Raw genomic sequence first — 15849 nt, 5'->3', positions numbered from 1 at the left:
CCGTTGTTTGAGTGTCGGGCGGACGCGGATGGCCTGGGGTATTAGTCACCCTTACGGCGCCGATGTGGATGCCATCGACATCGACAAGCGAATCTGCCCGTGTGCACGAGAGACAGCCCGGAGAGGAGGCACCTTTGGGGCCTCTTTAAGGTTCGTGGCGAATTGGATCCTGGAATGGGCGTCATGCCGCCGTCCGGACGGCACCTCTCAAGAATAAACGACTTGAAGTTGGCGGCGATACGGCACCCGCGAGCAGTTCGCTGATTTTTTTCCGGTTTTGTTGGCCTCCCCCTTGCCTGTCCGGCGCCGGTAATGATCAGCACCGCGATCTATTTTTGCCATCTGCAGACGGGTGCGGTAGGGCCTGTTCGTTTCCGACCTCACGGCCGCTTTGACCAGCCACGCAGCGTGCAGCTTCCGAGTCGCATCGTCGGCCGCGAATAAGGTGCTGAGCCTGTTCCGGGGCGCCCCGACAGTCTGTCGCCGGCGCGCAGGGGTAGCCGCCGGTTAGCGGCTCATCGACTTTAGCGTGGCGTCCTTCAAACGAACGGGCTCGTAGCCTTGCGAACAAAGTGTTGTCGAGACATCTATTGCTGCCGAGTACGAGCCTTGTTGCAGATTACGCAGACGTGCGATGCTGCGTCGATTGCCCGGACCGCGGCTTGCTGTCATCCCGGCTTGGGGCCGCCCGTCCACCTCCGGACGTCCGGTGCAGTTGCGCTCCGGCGGAAGTCCATGTCCGGAAGCGGCAGCTGGAATCCTCGGAACCGGAGTGTCCGAGGCGGTCCTTCGTGCGGGTCGCTGACGAGATTCCGCTGCGTTCACGCCTGACCAGAAGGCTGGTGTTGCATCGTCACCGGGCAGTCCTGGACGCCCCCCCGTGCGGCGGGCGCCCAGAGATCAAGCTCCATAGGTAGAATCTGGGACCAAGACGAATGCACACTTCTTTACCGGAGGTACTGAGAAAGAATGTCGGAATGGCTCGAAGTCGGCACAGACAACTATGTACTGGTCGCTGAAGGAGCCCTGCTAAACACGGGCCTTATCGTCGGCTCCGAGCGCGCCATGCTCATCGACACCGGCTGCGGCCCTCGGCAGGGACGCGAAGTCCTTGATGCGGTGAGGGAGAAAACTGACCTGCCCCTCGTGGTGGTGAATACCCATGCCCACTACGACCACTTCTTCGGCAACGCCGTCTTCGCCGAAGCCGGCGTCACGGAATTCTGGGCACACCAAAACTGTGCCACCGAGATCGACCAGCGAGGCGACGTGCAGCGCCGTCACGTCGGGACCCTCGAACCCGAGATGTCCGCCGGTGAGGGGGAGAACGTCGAGCTCGTGGTTCCCAACGCCATCGTCAAGGACCAGCCCGTCTTGGTGGACCTCGGCGGCCTGACAGCAACCCTCTTCTACCTGGGTCGCGCCCACACCGACGGTGACCTCCTGGTGGGAACGCCCACCACGCTCTACGTGGGCGACCTGGTGGAGCAGGGCGCCCACCCCTCCTTCGAGGACTCCTTCCCGGAGGAATGGGCGGACGCGCTCCGGCACATCTCCGCGCTGCGCCACCGCTACGAATTCCTGATCCCGGGGCACGGAGAGCCGTGCAGTGACCAGTTCGTGAAGACCATGGCAAACACCATGACCACCGCCGTCCGCCAGGCCCGTCAGTCCATCCGCGACACCCCCAGCGACGCCACCAAAGCCATCCCGGTCCTGCCCTACGGACCTGAACAGTCCCGCTGGTTCATCAGGCGGCTACAGGAGACGCGGGGGACTCTATACAGTTAGTCGTAGATTGGCCTCGACGTTTTCCGCCATTTTCACGTCCCTAACGTTAAGGGTTGGCTCTTCACGTTCATGAGGCAATGGATCCCCTGAATGAGCGTCGTGCCACCGTCCAGAAAGCAGTTCTCAAGTCGATAACCGATGTGTAGTTGGCGGCGTTGCGCTTTCCGCTGGCGGTGCGTTTGATCGAGTGCCGCCAAGAACGGCACTTGAAGACCTTGTGACACGCGCCGCGGTGCTGGAAACAAACAGGGTCCATCAGGCGGTGGGCCCGGTGGTGGGCCAAGATCGAGGTCCTCGTTGTCTACCTGGCCCGCTACGGCCGGGGTAGAGGCAAAACGATACGGCAATCAAACGTGCGGTGCGAGGGGCCATCGGAACCGGGCAACCACACGTCGCGTATCCTTTTGAGAAGTACAACCCGGCCGGTAGCCTAAACGTTCATCTCAGCGGACCATTCCCGGGAACGCGGAAGAGCCATTCAATTAGGGAGGAAACTTCCAGATGAAGATACTCTTTGCGTCGCACAGCTCCGGACTCGCCGGGGCAGAGCAGAGCTTGTTGCACCTCGTGCAGGAAGCCGCTCGCCGGGGTCACACTGGCGTAGTAGTACTTCCCGAGCGTGGGCCGCTTAGAGGGCAAGTCGAAGAGCTGCCGGGTTCCTTCGAAGTTGTCATCCTAAGAAATCGGCTCTGGATGGGAAGACGATTTTCACGCCTAGTTGGAACCGTTCGCGCTCTACAGGCCACACTTGACATTCCGGGATACGTGGCTCACATCCGAGCCGGCAACTATGACGCTGTGGTAGTAAATAGCAGCGTTTCGCCTGTGCCGTTGGTTGCCGCTCGCATTGCAGGGATCCCGGCTCTTCAGATGGTCCGGGAGAGTTTGATTAGCAACCCGATGCTAAGGTCGGCGCTCCCGAAAGCCCTGATCAAACGCCTTATTTTTTCTTGGTCTTCGTTCGTAATTTGCATATCTAAGTATGTCGCTGCGCAATACGATTATCCGAGTCGAGTTATATACCCCCAAGTCAGTGAACGGTTCCTAGATTTTCAGAGCCCCGCAAGCACCACTCCGATAATGCCCCAGCGCGCGGTCATATGCGGCACTATCAGCCCCGAGAAGGGTCAACTTGACGCAATACGAGCGATCAAAGTGGCCAGAGATCAGGGTGCCGAGATCTCCTTAGATATATACGGGCAGGGAAAAGCCGCCGATATATACGAGGTAGAGTTGCTTATCCGGGAACTCCAACTGAGTAATTGGATAAAATTCAAGGGTCCCGCGTCAGACATGATTAGCGTTTATTTATCCGCTGATCTAGCTCTCGTTTGTTCGCGCAACGAGGGATTCGGAAAAACGACGGCTGAGGCGATACTCCTTAGCCGCCCAGTCATTGCATATGGGTTGGGTGGCACTTTAGAAATTCTCGAGTACGGTGGCGGAATTTCTACTTCGTCTTCCCCTGAAGAAATGGGCCTTGCACTCTATGAAGTAGCGACCCAGCCCCAGCTGTTTGAAAAACTTAGGAAAGAAGCGCGTGACAGCAAACTTCGCTTCAAACTACTTTCAAGTGCCCGCCTTGTTATCGATTGTGTTGAGGACATGGCCGGAGGATGAGGTTCCGTACTTGCCGTCTCGGAGGGTGGGATTTTCCAGGCAGCGATGACGTTTTGTCGCGCCAGCGTTACAGCTGAGGGAGGCCGAGTCCGACTATACGGCCAACAGACAGTATGATCCTCAAAGCACGATAACAAAGGTGGGGGAAGTTGGGGCGCAAACCGATCAAGGGCTCGTGGCGCCGCAAATATGCGAAGCGACTGGGTTTCTTGGATGCAGGAATCATATTATGGGCCGTCGCCGGGGCCTACGGAGTGCGCTTTGGTCTTTCGGATGGCGGCGTTGCTGGCACCAGCGAAATAGACTACGCCGCGCTCTCGGTGGTGCTCGTCATAGCCTGGTGGCTCATGCTCGGCCTTTGGGGTTCGCGTGAACCCCGAGTACTCGGGTCCGGTTCCGAGGAGTACCGGGGAGTGCTGTCCAGCTCATTGTGGCTATTCGGTCTTGTCGCCATAGTTTCTTACGCGCTGCGTATAGATACCGCACGTGGCTTCGTTGGATTGGCCTTTCCGTCGGGCCTCTTCGGATTGATGGCCGGACGATGGCTTGTCCGACAGCACCTCAGCATTGAGCGAAGATATGGCAAGAGTAGTTCCAAAGTTTTGATAATCGGGGGACCTTACTCGGCAGCTCATCTGGCTGCATCACTGCGGAGCGCTCCAAGTGCTGGCTACACCCCCGTTGCCGCCCACCTCCCTGGCGCCACACCATCGCTAACCACTCTCGCAGGGCTCGGCGTCCCTGTCGCTGGCGTGAGCACGGACTTCGATTCAATCCTGGACACAATTTTGGTATCGGACGTCGATACGGTTGCCATTTCGGCGGGAGTGAATTTGCACCCGCAAGACCTCAGACGGCTTGGCTGGGAACTGGCAGCCAGAGACATAGGCATGATCCTCGCTCCCGCGCTAACAGACATAGCGGGTCCCCGCATACATACCCAGCCTGTCGCCGGATTGCCGCTTATACACGTTTCTACCCCGAAGCTAACTGGAAGCAAGAAGGCTGCGAAGCGCACGTTCGACATCCTGGTTGCAGGTTTGCTCGTGATCTGCCTGTCACCGTTGTTTCTGGTGCTTGCTCTTCTGGTTCGTCTAACAAATCCTGGACCTGTCTTTTACCGGCAGGACCGCATCGGGATCCGCGGCACAAGATTTTCCATGCTGAAGTTTCGCTCGATGAAAGTAAACGCGGACGCAGAGCTTCAGTCCCTATTGCGCGCCCAAGGATCGAGTGACACTCCCCTCTTCAAGGTTGAGAACGATCCACGCATCACGCCCATTGGCCGCATACTTCGGAAATACTCTTTAGACGAGCTTCCTCAACTACTCAATGTGTTAGGAGGCAGCATGAGCCTTGTCGGACCGAGGCCCCAACGCGAGGGAGAGGTTGCACTATACGACGATGCAGCCCACAGACGGTTATATGTCAGCCCAGGAATGAGCGGCCTTTGGCAAGTCAGCGGGCGTTCCAATCTGACTTGGGAAGAGAGCATCCGACTAGATCTGTACTACGTAGAGAACTGGTCACTTATGGGAGACCTCATCATCCTTTTTAAGACGTTCAAGGCAGTATTCAAAAGCACTGGAGCAGTCTGACCAGTAGCGGTCACACCTCTAGCAAAAGGTCCGCCACCTTGGCAATTGGGGAAGGCAGTATATGCGCATTTCAGTAATCGGTTGTGGCTATCTTGGAGCCGTCCACGCAGCCTGCATGGCAAAACTAGGACATGAGGTAACTGGCGTCGACGTCGATGAAAGGAAAATCTCGGAGCTATCTTCCGCGCGTGCCCCTTTCTTTGAGCCCGGCCTTGAAGAGCTACTCCGCGAGGTGCAAGCCACTGGGCGGTTGTCCTTCACGACGGATATCGCTGCCGTGAAGGGAAGCAGCGTGCACTTTATCTGTGTGGGCACTCCCCAAAAAGATGGAGAGAATGGTGCTGACTTGACATATGTCGACGCGGCAGCAGGCGAGCTCATTCCTTATCTGAACGATGGCGACGTTGTAGTTGGAAAATCTACGGTGCCAGTAGGAACCGCAGCGCGTCTTGCCAAGATCGTTAGGGAGGTCCAGCCCGAGGCCCATCTTTTGTGGAACCCGGAGTTTCTTCGTGAAGGACACGCGGTAGCAGACACACTCCAACCCGATCGATTCGTATACGGAGTCGAGAACGGATCAGAAGACCATCATGCCGTTCAAGTCTTAGACAAGGTGTATGCCGTAGCCTTGGAAGCGGGTTCACCCAGGTTGGTTACGGATTTACCCACGGCCGAGCTGGTAAAGACTGCGGCGAATTCTTTCTTGGCCACCAAGATCTCGTTTATCAATGCCATGGCCGAACTCTGCGAGGCCGCAGGAGCCGACGTCACTCTCTTGGCCGATGCCATCGGGATGGATGACAGGATCGGCCGCAAATTCCTCAATGCTGGGATCGGTTTCGGGGGCGGATGCCTTCCCAAAGACATACGAGCTTTTATGGCTCGCGCCGGTGAACTAGGCGCGGACCAAGCCTTGACTTTTCTACGTGAGGTGGACGCGATCAACATGCGACGCCGCACTCGCGTCGTTGAGCTAACTCGCGAACTTTGCGGTGGTTCGCTTCTGGGACAGCGGATCACCGTTTTGGGAGCTGCGTTCAAACCCGAAAGTGACGATGTGCGCGACTCGCCAGCCCTTAGTATTGCCGCCCAACTGCAACTCCAGGGAGCCGTGGTGACGGTGAGTGATCCAGAAGCACTCAAAAACGCGGCCCGTCGATTCCCCGAACTCCACTACGAAAAATCTACAGAGGTTGCGTTGCGCCGCGCCGATGCCGTTCTGTTGCTGACTGAATGGACGGAATACCGGGACCTCGACCCGTACGAGGCTGCAACACTTGTTTCGGCGACTCGAATTCTGGACGGCCGTAACGCCTTGAACTCCAACAAATGGCGCGCTGCCGGCTGGACCTTTCGCGGCCTCGGACGACCCTGATCATGAACGACGAAAGAATTCACGGAACACTCCCGTCGATGCACCGGCGCGGCACCCATCCACGAGAGAGTCGGCCTAAACGCCGCCTCCTGCTGAAAATCTGCCTGGCTGTCGCGGTCCTCGGCTTAGTTTTGTGTGGTTGCGTAGCGTGGTTGAGTCTCAAAGCGACCTCCATCAAGACAAACTTGGAAGACGCGTCGCAGCTTGTGCCGCAGCTTAAGCAAGAAATCGTTTCTTCAGATGCGGATTCTGCTTCCGACACAGTCGCGACGGTGCGGGAGCACACCTCCAAGGCAAGAGCGGAAGCCCAGGATCCTCTATGGACTCTTGCATCCGGCCTTCCCTGGATCGGCACCAACCTAAGCGCTATTTCCGAGGTGGCAAGGTCGGCAGACGATGTTGCTACGCTAGGCCTGACGCCGCTGGTTCGTGTCTACGAGTCCCTCAACTGGGATGCCCTTATACCCAGCGGGGCGGGAGCGAACCTTGAGCCGCTTCGGTCAGCAGCGCCGAGCGTGGCCTCCTCGGCTTACGCCGTTCGTGCGTCGTCGCAGAGACTGGAAGAAATCGATACTGGCCAGCTCCTCCCCCAGGTTTCCAAACCACTGGAGGACGCCACGGCAGAATTGAAGCTTGCAAGCGGGGCGCTGGATTCTGCCTCCGATGCAGCGACCATAGCCCCAGCAATGCTGGGCGCTGATGGACCAAAGAATTTCCTTCTCATAGTTCAAAACAATGCAGAAGCAAGGGCCTCAGGTGGAATACCTGGGGCGCTGGCCGTTCTCACCCTCGACCACGGAAAGCTCACGCTCAGCGCCCAGGGAAGCGCGGGAGACGTCGGCATCATGTCACCCGTGTTGTCCGTGGATCCGCAGCAGCAGCAGATCTACTCGACCCGGCTGGGGAAATATATGCAGGACGTGAATCTCACGCCTGACTTCCCCACTGCTGCGAGTACCGCCCAGGCGATGTGGGAAAGGAAAACTGGACAACGCGTGGACGGGGTCATTTCAGTTGACCCGCTTGTCCTCAGCTATATCCTTCAGTCCACAGGGCCGGTTTCAGTCAACGGCCCTGAACTGGCGGCGGTCAAGGAATCAGGCCTGCCAACGGAACTGACGGGCAATAATGTTGTACCGACACTGCTCTCAGACGTGTATGCAAGAATTGCGCAACCGAAGCTTCAGGACGCATATTTTGCTGGTGTGGCCAAGGAGGTCTTCTCTGCCCTTTCCAGCGGCAAGGGCGAAGCCAAAGGCCTCATCAGCGGGATTACCCGAGGTGCGGAAGAAGGACGCGTCCTCGTGTGGTCCGCCAACGCGTCCGAGCAGGCAGTAATCTCAAAGTACGCCCTAAGTGGCGCTATTTCTGGACCCAGCGTGTTGCCCGCCCAATTTGGTGTCTATTTCAACGACGGCACCGGTGCCAAGATGGACTACTACGTCAAGCACACCGTCCAGCTCGTCAAGCAGTGCCCGGCGGACGACTACGGGCAAACGACCGTGCGCGTCACCAGCACCAACACTGCGCCGGCGGACGCGGCCACTTCACTGCCCGCGTATGTCACGGGTGCAGGCATTTTCGGTGTGGCGCCGGGTACAGTGCAAACAAACATCGTTGCCTACGGTCCTGTGCAGGCAAACGTGGAATCAACAACCGTCGATGGCCAGAAGACTCCTTTTGCGCCGTACCTGCATGCGAACAGGCCCGTAGGGGTTGTTGCCCAGCAACTCGCTCCTGGCGAAAGCAAAACGGTGGAGTTCACCTTCGGAAAAATTGTTCAGCACACGGAACCTAACGTGGTTGTCACGCCCACAGTCCAGCCTGTTAAGGACGTAATCCTGCCAACGGCAAATACAACCTGCGATCACGGCCGGTGACGGTCGCGTTAACACTATGTAAACCGATTGGATTGAGGTTGGTTACACCCTAGTCCGGATGGTACATTTTGTCTGGGGTATCTATCCGTAGTTCTGCACATGGTCTCGTGCGGAGGGACTTCTTCCCAATCGGGTAATCAAAACTTAAACGTCTCCGGGGGGACAAAAATGAAGAAAACACTCGCCGCACTCGCACTTGCCGGCTCCATCGCACTCATCGGTTCCGCGCCCGCCATGGCCGCAACCTACCCTGCACTTCCGCCGCAGGCCGCCGTTTCCGACGGCACCGTTGGTCCGGGTGAAACCTTCGTCTTCCGCGGCCAGGGCTTCCTTGCCGGAGAACGGCTGATCATCCGCGTCACGCCCGGCCAGGCACCCGCCTCCAACGGAGCCAACATTGCCGGTAGCCGTGCAGTGGCAGGCCGCATCGCCGTTGTCGCCGAAGCTCAGACCCTTTCTGCAGTTGCTGACGCTCAGGGTGCCGTCGCGCTGCCGATCGCTATCAACGAAGCCGGAACCTACTCCATCACGGCCACCGGTGAGACTTCAGGCGTTACCGTTGGTCCCGTCACGGTTACGGTTGCGGCGTCCTTGGCCAACACCGGCGGCTCCGTTGCCGGTACGACCGGTGGCGCACCGCTTGCCAACACGGGCGGCCTGGCCAACACCGGTGCTGACTCCGGTCTGGTTCTCTGGACGTTGGTTGGCGCAGGCGCACTGGCTGCCGGCGCAACCTCGGTAGTGGTGGTTCGCCGCCGCGCGAAGGATGAGGCTGCTGCCTAACAGCAACGCTTCCTAGCACCAACGAAGGTGGGTGCATCTCCGGAGACGGAGATGCACCCACCTTTTGCTTTGTGTGGTAACTATTAGGGCTATGGGGAGACATTGGCGCAGAGCACCACGCGAGTACGACTTTTCCATCCCCCTCCCCCGGCCGCAGGTACTCCGCTACGTCCTTCTCGTGCTACTCGCTGCATGTTCCCTTGGAACAGCTGCGCTCGCCCTGCTCCGAGTCTCCTGAGGCGTCTTTGATAATCCTCCGGAGCCCTCGCCTTTGGCGGACGGTTCTGCTCGCGATGTTCATTCCCCTGGCGCTCATTGCCTTTTGGCCGTCGCCGGTAGACCAACCTGTTTCGGGACAGCTCTCCGTGGTTCTGCAATTTCTCCACCGCCATGGGATCCCGTGGTGGTTTAACTACCAATTTGTTGAAGCCGCTGCCAACGTGCTCCTTTTCATACCGGTCGGTTTTGTGGGGTCACTGGCGTTTCCCGCCAAACGCTGGTGGCAAATAGGGGCTTTCGGACTGCTGATTTCCGGCTGTATCGAACTAGGCCAGCTCCTGTTTCTTCACGAGCGCTTTGCAAGCCCGTCAGATATCGTGACAAACACGTCAGGGGCAGTCATAGGCGCCCTCCTGGCGGCCCTGGCCGCCCAGACGCAGAAGAGGCCCGCTGCCTTCCGGCAACGGGCCTCCAAGAAGCAGTAGGGCGTCAAGACTATCCGACGAAACCCTTCATCCAGGTCTTCAGGTCCTCGCCGAACTCCACGCGCTCAGACGCGAGGGTGATGACGGCCTTGAGGTAGCTCAGCTTGTCGCCGGTGTCGTAGCGGCGGCCCTTGAACACCACGCCGTACACGCCGGTGCCTTCGCCCTCGCCGGCGGCCAGGGTCTGCAGGGCGTCGGTCAACTGGATTTCCCCACCCCGGCCAGGCTCCGTGTTCTCCAGGACGCCGAACACGGAGTGGTGCAGCACGTAGCGACCGATGACAGCCAGGTTGGACGGTGCCTCGCCGGCGGCCGGCTTCTCCACCAGGCTGTTCACGCGGACGTAGTCTTCGCCTTCCACAGCAGTGATGTCTGCGCAGCCATAGGCGCTGATCTGGGACGGATCAACTTCGATCAGGGCGATTACCGAACCACCGGTCTTCTGCTGCACCTCCATCATGGTGCTCAGCAGGTCCTCGGCCTCGTCGATGAGGTCATCACCCAGGAGCACGGCGAACGGCTCGTCACCCACGTGCTGCTGTGCGCAGAGCACAGCGTGGCCCAGGCCCTTGGCTTCGCCCTGGCGGACGTAGTGGATGGGGCCCAGGTTGGAGGCGTACTCCACCATGCCCAGCTTGTCCTTGTCGCCCTTGGCCTCGAGCGCGGCCTCCAGACCGGGTTCACGGTCGAAGTGGTCCTCGAGGGCGCGCTTGTTGCGGCCCGTGATCATCAGCAGGTCCGTGAGGCCTGCGTCAATCGCTTCCTCCACCACATACTGGATCGCCGGGCGGTCCACCACCGGCAACATTTCCTTCGGCATTGCCTTAGTGGCGGGCAGGAAGCGTGTCCCCAATCCGGCAGCAGGAATGACGGCTTTGGTAATAGCTTTCCCCTTAGTCATAGCTGAACCTTACAAATCAGCGGCAGACAAAGGCAATTTGCCGCCTGTGAACTTCGGCTCACGCTTCTCCTGGAAAGCCCGGAAACCCTCCGCATAATCGTCGGTTTTGCAGAGCCGCGCCTGCTCCTCGTTCTCCTCCTGCATGGCCTGCCACAGGCCCAGCCGCTGGTCACGGATGTGCGCCACCAGCTCCTTCGAGGCAACGAACGCGCCCGTAGCGCCGGCAGCAACACGCTCCACGATCGCCCGTGTGGACTCCAAAAGGGAATCAGCCGGCATGGCACGGCTGAACATCCCCTGCGCCACCGCCTCGGCGCCCGAAATCAGGTCCGCCGTGTAGATCAGGTCCAGCGTCCGGTGCATACCCAGCCGCTCGGTGAAGTACCAGTGCCCGCCCGAGTCCAGCGTGGCCCCCAGCTTGGCGAACGGCGAGCCGAACTTGGCGTTCTCCGCCACGTACACCACGTCCGTGGCCAGCAGCAGCCCCAGCCCCACGCCCAAGCATGCGCCCTGCGCCGCCGCGAACGTCGGCGCCGGGAAGGACGCCATCTTCTTCAGCAGCGGCTCCACCAGCCCGCCCAGGTACGCGGCGGCGTCGTCACTCTCCGGGGTGACCCCCGCGATGTCCCGGCCCGCGCAGAAGGCCCGGCCCTCTCCCCTCAGCAGCAGCGCCCGCACCTCACCGCGCGAGGCGGCGGCAGCAGCGTCGTCGTACGCCTGTGTTAAATCCCGCAGCGCCTGCTCATCCAGCGAGTTCAGCTTCTGCGGCGCGTCCAGCACTACCTCGGCGATGCCGTTGCTGATGGAAAGGGAAATCATGGGGCTCCTTTGGTGAAAAATGACTTAGACGTCGAAGTCGACCGTGACTTCCTTGCTGGTGGGGTGGCTCTGGCAGGTGAGGACGTAGCCCCTGTCCAGCTCATCCTGCTCCAGCGCGTAGTTCTCGTCCATGGTCACGCTGCCGGTGACCACCTTGGCCCGGCAGGTGCCGCACACTCCCCCGGCGCACGCGAACGGCACGTCCGGGCGCACCCGCAGCGCCGCGTTGAGGATGGACTCGCGGGCGTGGGTGGGGCTGGCCACCTCGCCCTGCAGGCCGTCCAGCTTGAACGTGATCTTGTACGTCTCCTTGGACTCGTCCACCACCACGGGACGGCCGGCGTTGCCCTCCGGGCGGTCGGGCTTGCCGGACGTGAACAGCTCGAACCGGACGTTCTCCGGCTTCACCCCGCGCTCGGCCAGCGTGTCCCGGCACAGCTGCACCAGCTCGAACGGCCCGCACAGGAACCACTCGTCCACATCGTCCGCGTGCAGGGCGGTGCCCAGCAGCTGCCGCAGCTTCTCGGAATCGATCCGGCCGGACAGCAGCGGCGCGATCCGCTGCTCGCGGGAGAGCACGTGGTGGATGGCCAGCCGCTGCGGGTACTTGTCCTTCAGGTCCGCCAGCTCCTCCAGGAACATCACGTCCATGGCGGCCTTGTTGGCGTAGATCAGGTCGAACCGGGTCTCCGGGTTGGCGGCCAGCAGCGTCCGGGCGATGGCGATCACCGGGGTGATGCCGGAGCCCGCCGCGATGGCCACGAAGCTCCCTGCCTCCCCGGCCAGCTCCTCCGGGTGGTTCATCGAGTTCATGACGTTCTGGTCCACCGCCACGCCGTCCCGGCCGTGCTTGGACACGAACGCGCCCATGGGGCTCATCACGTCCAGGGTGTCCCCCGCCTTCAGCTCGGCGTTGGCCCACGTGGAGAACAGGCCGCCCAGGTCCTTCTTGATGGCCACGCGGATCTCGCTGGTGCCGTCCGGGAAGCTGCGCGGCTCAGCGCAGATGGAGTAGCTGCGGCGGATTTCCTTGGGCTCGCCGTCCTCATCCGGCAGCGTGGTGCGCAGGGCCACGTACTGGCCGGGCAGGTAGTCGAACTTGCCGGCGAGCTCCGCCGGCACATGGAAGCTGACCTCGATGGCGTCCTCGGTGAGCCGGCGCACCTCCTGCACCTCAAGGGTGTGGAAGGACGGACGACGGCGGCCGGTCACCTCAGCCTCTTCGGCGGCGGTCTGGCGGACAACAGGCATGGGGGTTCCTTACAGGACTTTGAAGTAGTCGAACGGTTCCTTGCAGTCCTGGCACACATACAGCGCCTTGCAGGACGTGGAACCGAAGCGGGTGAGTTCCTTGGTGTTGAGGCTGGAGCACTGCGGGCACTTCACGGCCAGGCTCAGCCGGATGGGGCCTGAGTGGCCGCCGGCCTTACTGTTTCCGCTGGGCGGGGCGATGCCGTACTGCTGCAGCTTCTGCTTGCCGGCCTCCGTCATCCAGTCCGTGGTCCACGCCGGGGCCAGGACCAGGTCCACCTGGACGTCGTCGTAGCCTTCCTTCTTGAAGGCCGTGTACAGGTCGTCGCGGATGGCGTCCATGGCCGGGCAGCCCGAGTACGTGGGCGTGATGGTGACCGAGACTTTGTTGTCCGGGCCGACGTCGACCTTCCGCAGAATCCCCAGGTCAGCGATGGTGAGCACGGGGATCTCCGGATCGCAGACCGTGGCCGCGATGTCCCACGCCTTGTGCTGCGGAGTCCGGGTCCGGGTCTCGAAGTCTGAAATGTACATGGCCGTCACCAGCTGGCGCCGGGATGCTCGCGCGCCAGCACCTGCATCTCCGCGAGGATGTAGCCCAGGTGTTCCGAGTGCTTGCCGTACCGGCCGCCGCCCGGCGCTGCCGGCACGTCCGGGACCTCCAGCTCAGCCTCGGTCAGGATTTCACCGGTCAGCCGGTCAAAGTCTTCCTTCAGGCTGGAAGGCGCGACGGCGGCGCCCGCCTCAGCGAGGCGCTGCGTCAGGTCATCGTCCTGGAACAGTTCGTTGACGTACGGCCACATGGTCCGCAGGCCGTGGATCATCCGGGTGCGGGACTCCTCCGTGCCGCCGGCCAGGCGCAGGACCCACTGGGCACTGTGGTCCCGGTGGTAATCCACTTCCTTCACGGCCTTGGCGGCGATGGCGGCCAGGGTTTCATCAGTGGATTCGGTGAGACGGCGGTAGAGCTGGTACTGGTAGTAGCTCACCACGAACTGGCGGGCGATGGTGGCCGCGAAGTCGCCGTTGGGCTGCTCGAACAGCTGCACGCTGCGGAACTCGTGTTCGCGGCGGAAGTAGGCCAGGTCATCCTCGGACTTGTCCCAGGCGGCGCCGGCGTAGGTGAGGAAGCTGCGGGCGTGGCCCAGCTGGTCCAGGGCGATGTTGCCCAAGGCGATGTCCTCCTCCAGCTCCGGTGCGCGGGAGATCCAGTGGCCCAGGCGCTGGGCGAGGATGAGGGCGTCGTCGCCCAGGCGGAGTGCGTACTCGGCGATATCCTCGGAGGGTTTCACCAGGCCTGTGCGGACCTCGAGGGCGATGTCCTCCGGGCGGAGGGCGTTGCCGGGGGTGATTCTTGTGGCGCTGGCGTTGGCTTCGCTCACAGGTGCTTCACCCCTTCGCTCTTGGTGTAGTACGTGGCGTGCCGGTAGTCCTTGCCCTGCGGGGACTCGAAGAAGGAGCCCTTGGAGTCGGGGTCGCTGGCGGCGATGGCCTCAGCCGGGACCACCCAGATGGAGACGCCCTCGTTGCGGCGGGTGTAGAGGTCGCGCGCGTTGCGGAGGGCCATGGCGGCGTCCGGGGCGTGCAGGGATCCGGCGTGGACGTGGCTCAGGCCGCGGCTGGAGCGGACGAAGACCTCCCAGAGGCCCCAGGCGCCGCGGTCGTGGTGCTCCGGCGTGGCTGTCTGCTCCGGTACCGGGCTTGCCTCTACTTTGGGGCTGGCCTTGGGGGCTTCGCGGTTGATCTCGGTGGCGGCGCTTACGGGGGCGTCCGGGTTGCCGTGCGGGCTCATGCTGCGTATTCCTTCGTCTTCATTGACTCTTTTGCCTGCTGTTTTGCCGCATAGGCGGCGGCTGCCTCGCGGACCCAGGCGCCGTCGTCGTGCGCTTCCCTCCGCCGCTCAAGGCGCTGGGCGTTGCAGGGACCGCGGCCGGCCAGGACTTCCTGGAACTCGTGCCAGTCCAGCGGGCCGTGCTCCCACTTCTTGGTGTCCTCGTTGAAGCGGACCTGGTCATCCGGGAGGGTGAGGCCCAGGACCCGGACCTGCTCCACCATCATGCCCACGAAGCGGCTGCGGAGCTCGTCATTGCTGAACCGCTTGATGTTCCAGGCCATGGACTGCTTGGAGTTGGGCGAATCGTCATCCGGCGGGCCGAACATCATCAGGGCCGGGGCGTACCAGCGGTTCACGGCGTCCTGCGCCATCTGCTTCTGCTCGGGGGTGCCGTTGGAAAGTTCAAGGAGGATCTCGAAGCCCTGGCGCTGGTGGAAGGACTCTTCCTTGCAGATGCGCACCATGGCCCGGCCGTAGGGGCCGTAGGAGGCGCGGCACAGCGGGACCTGGTTGCAGATGGCTGCGCCGTCCACCAGCCAGCCGATGGCGCCCATGTCCGCCCAGGTGAGCGCCGGGTAGTTGAAGATGCTGGAGTAGCGGGCCTTGCCGGCGATGAGGTCGTCCATCATCTTGTCCCTGGACTGCCCCAGGGTTTCGGCGGCTGAGTAGAGGTAGAGCCCGTGGCCGGCCTCGTCCTGGACCTTGGCCATGAGGATGGCTTTGCGCTTCAGGCTGGGGGCGCGGGAGATCCAGTTGGCCTCGGGCTGCATGCCGATGATCTCGGAGTGTGCGTGCTGGGAGACCTGGCGCAGGAGGGTCTTGCGGTAGGCCGCCGGCATCCAGTCGCGGGGCTCGATGCGGGAGTCCTCGGCGATGATCCGGTCGAAGTGGGCCTGGCCTGCGGCTTCTTCTTCCGGGGTTAGCTCAGCGGGCACTGACTGCAAGTTCTGCGCTGCCATGGGTTGCTCCTATGCAAAGACCGTCTGGGACGTGCCGAATTATTTACCGACCGTTCGTTCAGGATATGCGGGAGCGCCGGACCTCGTCAAGCGTGCGGGCCTCCTCCCCTGCATCTCCGCAGGCCGCCAGGACTGTGTGGGGTAGCTCCTCTGGTCGCGCCCATACCCGCGTCCTCAGGCAAGACCACCTGTCGCCCGCCCAGCAGAGGCGGAGACCGCAACGCCAACCAGCACTGCATAAAGTCGTCCTGGTCCGCACCAGACAACACCGATCTGTTGACCCGCCCCGAACGGGCACGGTCGCGATTATGTGCCCCGGCACGGAATAATGCAG

The 15849-nt window shown here is 61.6% G+C and carries 14 protein-coding genes; 7 read left to right on the top strand and 7 right to left on the bottom strand.

The window, feature by feature from the left end:
* Positions 1-969: 969 nt before the first annotated feature.
* The 7 genes from QFZ57_RS09615 (at position 970) to QFZ57_RS09585 (ending at position 9751) form a co-directional block, all read left to right on the top strand.
* Complete coding sequence (locus QFZ57_RS09615) at positions 970-1791, top strand: MBL fold metallo-hydrolase (RefSeq protein ID WP_306899813.1); 822 nt, start codon at positions 970-972, stop codon at positions 1789-1791.
* A gap of 501 nt (positions 1792-2292) precedes the next feature.
* Positions 2293-3411 (top strand): glycosyltransferase family 4 protein, encoded by a 1119-nt coding sequence (locus QFZ57_RS09610; protein ID WP_306899811.1) that lies wholly within the window; start codon positions 2293-2295, stop codon positions 3409-3411.
* Positions 3412-3620: 209 nt separating this feature from the next.
* Positions 3621-5009, top strand: coding sequence for a sugar transferase (locus tag QFZ57_RS09605; RefSeq protein WP_306899809.1), 1389 nt, complete (start codon positions 3621-3623; stop codon positions 5007-5009).
* Between the two features lie 61 nt (positions 5010-5070).
* The gene (locus tag QFZ57_RS09600) at positions 5071-6384 is read left to right on the top strand and encodes a UDP-glucose dehydrogenase family protein (RefSeq protein ID WP_306899807.1); all 1314 of its coding nucleotides are present in this window, start codon (positions 5071-5073) and stop codon (positions 6382-6384) included.
* A gap of 2 nt (positions 6385-6386) precedes the next feature.
* A complete protein-coding gene (locus QFZ57_RS09595; protein WP_306899806.1) occupies positions 6387-8264 on the top strand; it encodes a DUF4012 domain-containing protein in 1878 nt (625 codons plus the stop codon).
* A gap of 168 nt (positions 8265-8432) precedes the next feature.
* Positions 8433-9047: an LPXTG cell wall anchor domain-containing protein gene (locus QFZ57_RS09590; RefSeq protein ID WP_306899805.1), complete on the top strand. Its 615-nt coding sequence runs from the start codon at positions 8433-8435 to the stop codon at positions 9045-9047.
* A 293-nt stretch (positions 9048-9340) separates the two neighbouring features.
* Positions 9341-9751 (top strand): VanZ family protein, encoded by a 411-nt coding sequence (locus tag QFZ57_RS09585; RefSeq protein ID WP_306899804.1) that lies wholly within the window; start codon positions 9341-9343, stop codon positions 9749-9751.
* A 10-nt stretch (positions 9752-9761) separates the two neighbouring features.
* Here QFZ57_RS09585 and galU read toward each other — a convergent pair whose 3' ends face one another.
* From galU to paaA, 7 genes are read right to left on the bottom strand one after another with little or no spacing between them, the layout of a single operon-like run.
* Positions 9762-10652: a UTP--glucose-1-phosphate uridylyltransferase GalU gene (gene galU / locus QFZ57_RS09580; protein WP_306899803.1), complete on the bottom strand. Its 891-nt coding sequence runs from the start codon at positions 10650-10652 to the stop codon at positions 9762-9764.
* A 9-nt stretch (positions 10653-10661) separates the two neighbouring features.
* Entirely contained in the window at positions 10662-11471 is an 810-nt protein-coding gene (locus QFZ57_RS09575; protein ID WP_306899801.1) for an enoyl-CoA hydratase/isomerase family protein, read from the bottom strand.
* Positions 11472-11495: 24 nt separating this feature from the next.
* Positions 11496-12722 (bottom strand): 1,2-phenylacetyl-CoA epoxidase subunit PaaE, encoded by a 1227-nt coding sequence (gene paaE, locus QFZ57_RS09570; protein WP_306899800.1) that lies wholly within the window; start codon positions 12720-12722, stop codon positions 11496-11498.
* A 9-nt stretch (positions 12723-12731) separates the two neighbouring features.
* The gene (paaD, locus tag QFZ57_RS09565) at positions 12732-13256 is read right to left on the bottom strand and encodes a 1,2-phenylacetyl-CoA epoxidase subunit PaaD (protein WP_306899797.1); all 525 of its coding nucleotides are present in this window, start codon (positions 13254-13256) and stop codon (positions 12732-12734) included.
* Between the two features lie 5 nt (positions 13257-13261).
* Positions 13262-14104, bottom strand: coding sequence for a 1,2-phenylacetyl-CoA epoxidase subunit PaaC (paaC, locus tag QFZ57_RS09560; protein ID WP_306899795.1), 843 nt, complete (start codon positions 14102-14104; stop codon positions 13262-13264).
* Positions 14101-14514, bottom strand: a complete 414-nt coding sequence (gene paaB / locus QFZ57_RS09555) for a 1,2-phenylacetyl-CoA epoxidase subunit PaaB (protein ID WP_306630199.1) — start codon at positions 14512-14514, stop codon at positions 14101-14103. Before paaB ends, paaC begins: the two co-directional genes overlap by 4 nt.
* On the bottom strand, positions 14511-15515 hold the full coding sequence (gene paaA / locus QFZ57_RS09550; RefSeq protein ID WP_306630198.1) for a 1,2-phenylacetyl-CoA epoxidase subunit PaaA: 1005 nt from the start codon (positions 15513-15515) through the stop codon (positions 14511-14513). Before paaA ends, paaB begins: the two co-directional genes overlap by 4 nt.
* Positions 15516-15849: the final 334 nt, after the last annotated feature.

It is taken from the genome of Arthrobacter sp. B1I2 (assembly GCF_030816485.1).
GTDB lineage: Bacteria > Actinomycetota > Actinomycetes > Actinomycetales > Micrococcaceae > Arthrobacter.
This window is presented reverse-complemented; position numbering and strand designations above follow the sequence as displayed.

Excerpts from the sequence above, each read along its gene's own strand:
- paaB (WP_306630199.1), bottom strand. The coding sequence starts at position 14,514 with ATGAGCCCGCACGGCAACCCGGACGCCCCCGTAAGCGCCGCCACCGAG.
- QFZ57_RS09590 (WP_306899805.1), top strand. The coding sequence starts at position 8,433 with ATGAAGAAAACACTCGCCGCACTCGCACTTGCCGGCTCCATCGCACTC.
- QFZ57_RS09585 (WP_306899804.1), top strand. The coding sequence starts at position 9,341 with ATGTTCATTCCCCTGGCGCTCATTGCCTTTTGGCCGTCGCCGGTAGAC.
- paaE (WP_306899800.1), bottom strand. The coding sequence starts at position 12,722 with ATGCCTGTTGTCCGCCAGACCGCCGCCGAAGAGGCTGAGGTGACCGGC.
- QFZ57_RS09575 (WP_306899801.1), bottom strand. The coding sequence starts at position 11,471 with ATGATTTCCCTTTCCATCAGCAACGGCATCGCCGAGGTAGTGCTGGAC.
- paaA (WP_306630198.1), bottom strand. The coding sequence starts at position 15,515 with ATGGCAGCGCAGAACTTGCAGTCAGTGCCCGCTGAGCTAACCCCGGAA.
- paaD (WP_306899797.1), bottom strand. The coding sequence starts at position 13,256 with ATGTACATTTCAGACTTCGAGACCCGGACCCGGACTCCGCAGCACAAG.
- QFZ57_RS09610 (WP_306899811.1), top strand. The coding sequence starts at position 2,293 with ATGAAGATACTCTTTGCGTCGCACAGCTCCGGACTCGCCGGGGCAGAG.
- QFZ57_RS09600 (WP_306899807.1), top strand. The coding sequence starts at position 5,071 with ATGCGCATTTCAGTAATCGGTTGTGGCTATCTTGGAGCCGTCCACGCA.
- QFZ57_RS09595 (WP_306899806.1), top strand. The coding sequence starts at position 6,387 with ATGAACGACGAAAGAATTCACGGAACACTCCCGTCGATGCACCGGCGC.
- galU (WP_306899803.1), bottom strand. The coding sequence starts at position 10,652 with ATGACTAAGGGGAAAGCTATTACCAAAGCCGTCATTCCTGCTGCCGGA.
- QFZ57_RS09615 (WP_306899813.1), top strand. The coding sequence starts at position 970 with ATGTCGGAATGGCTCGAAGTCGGCACAGACAACTATGTACTGGTCGCT.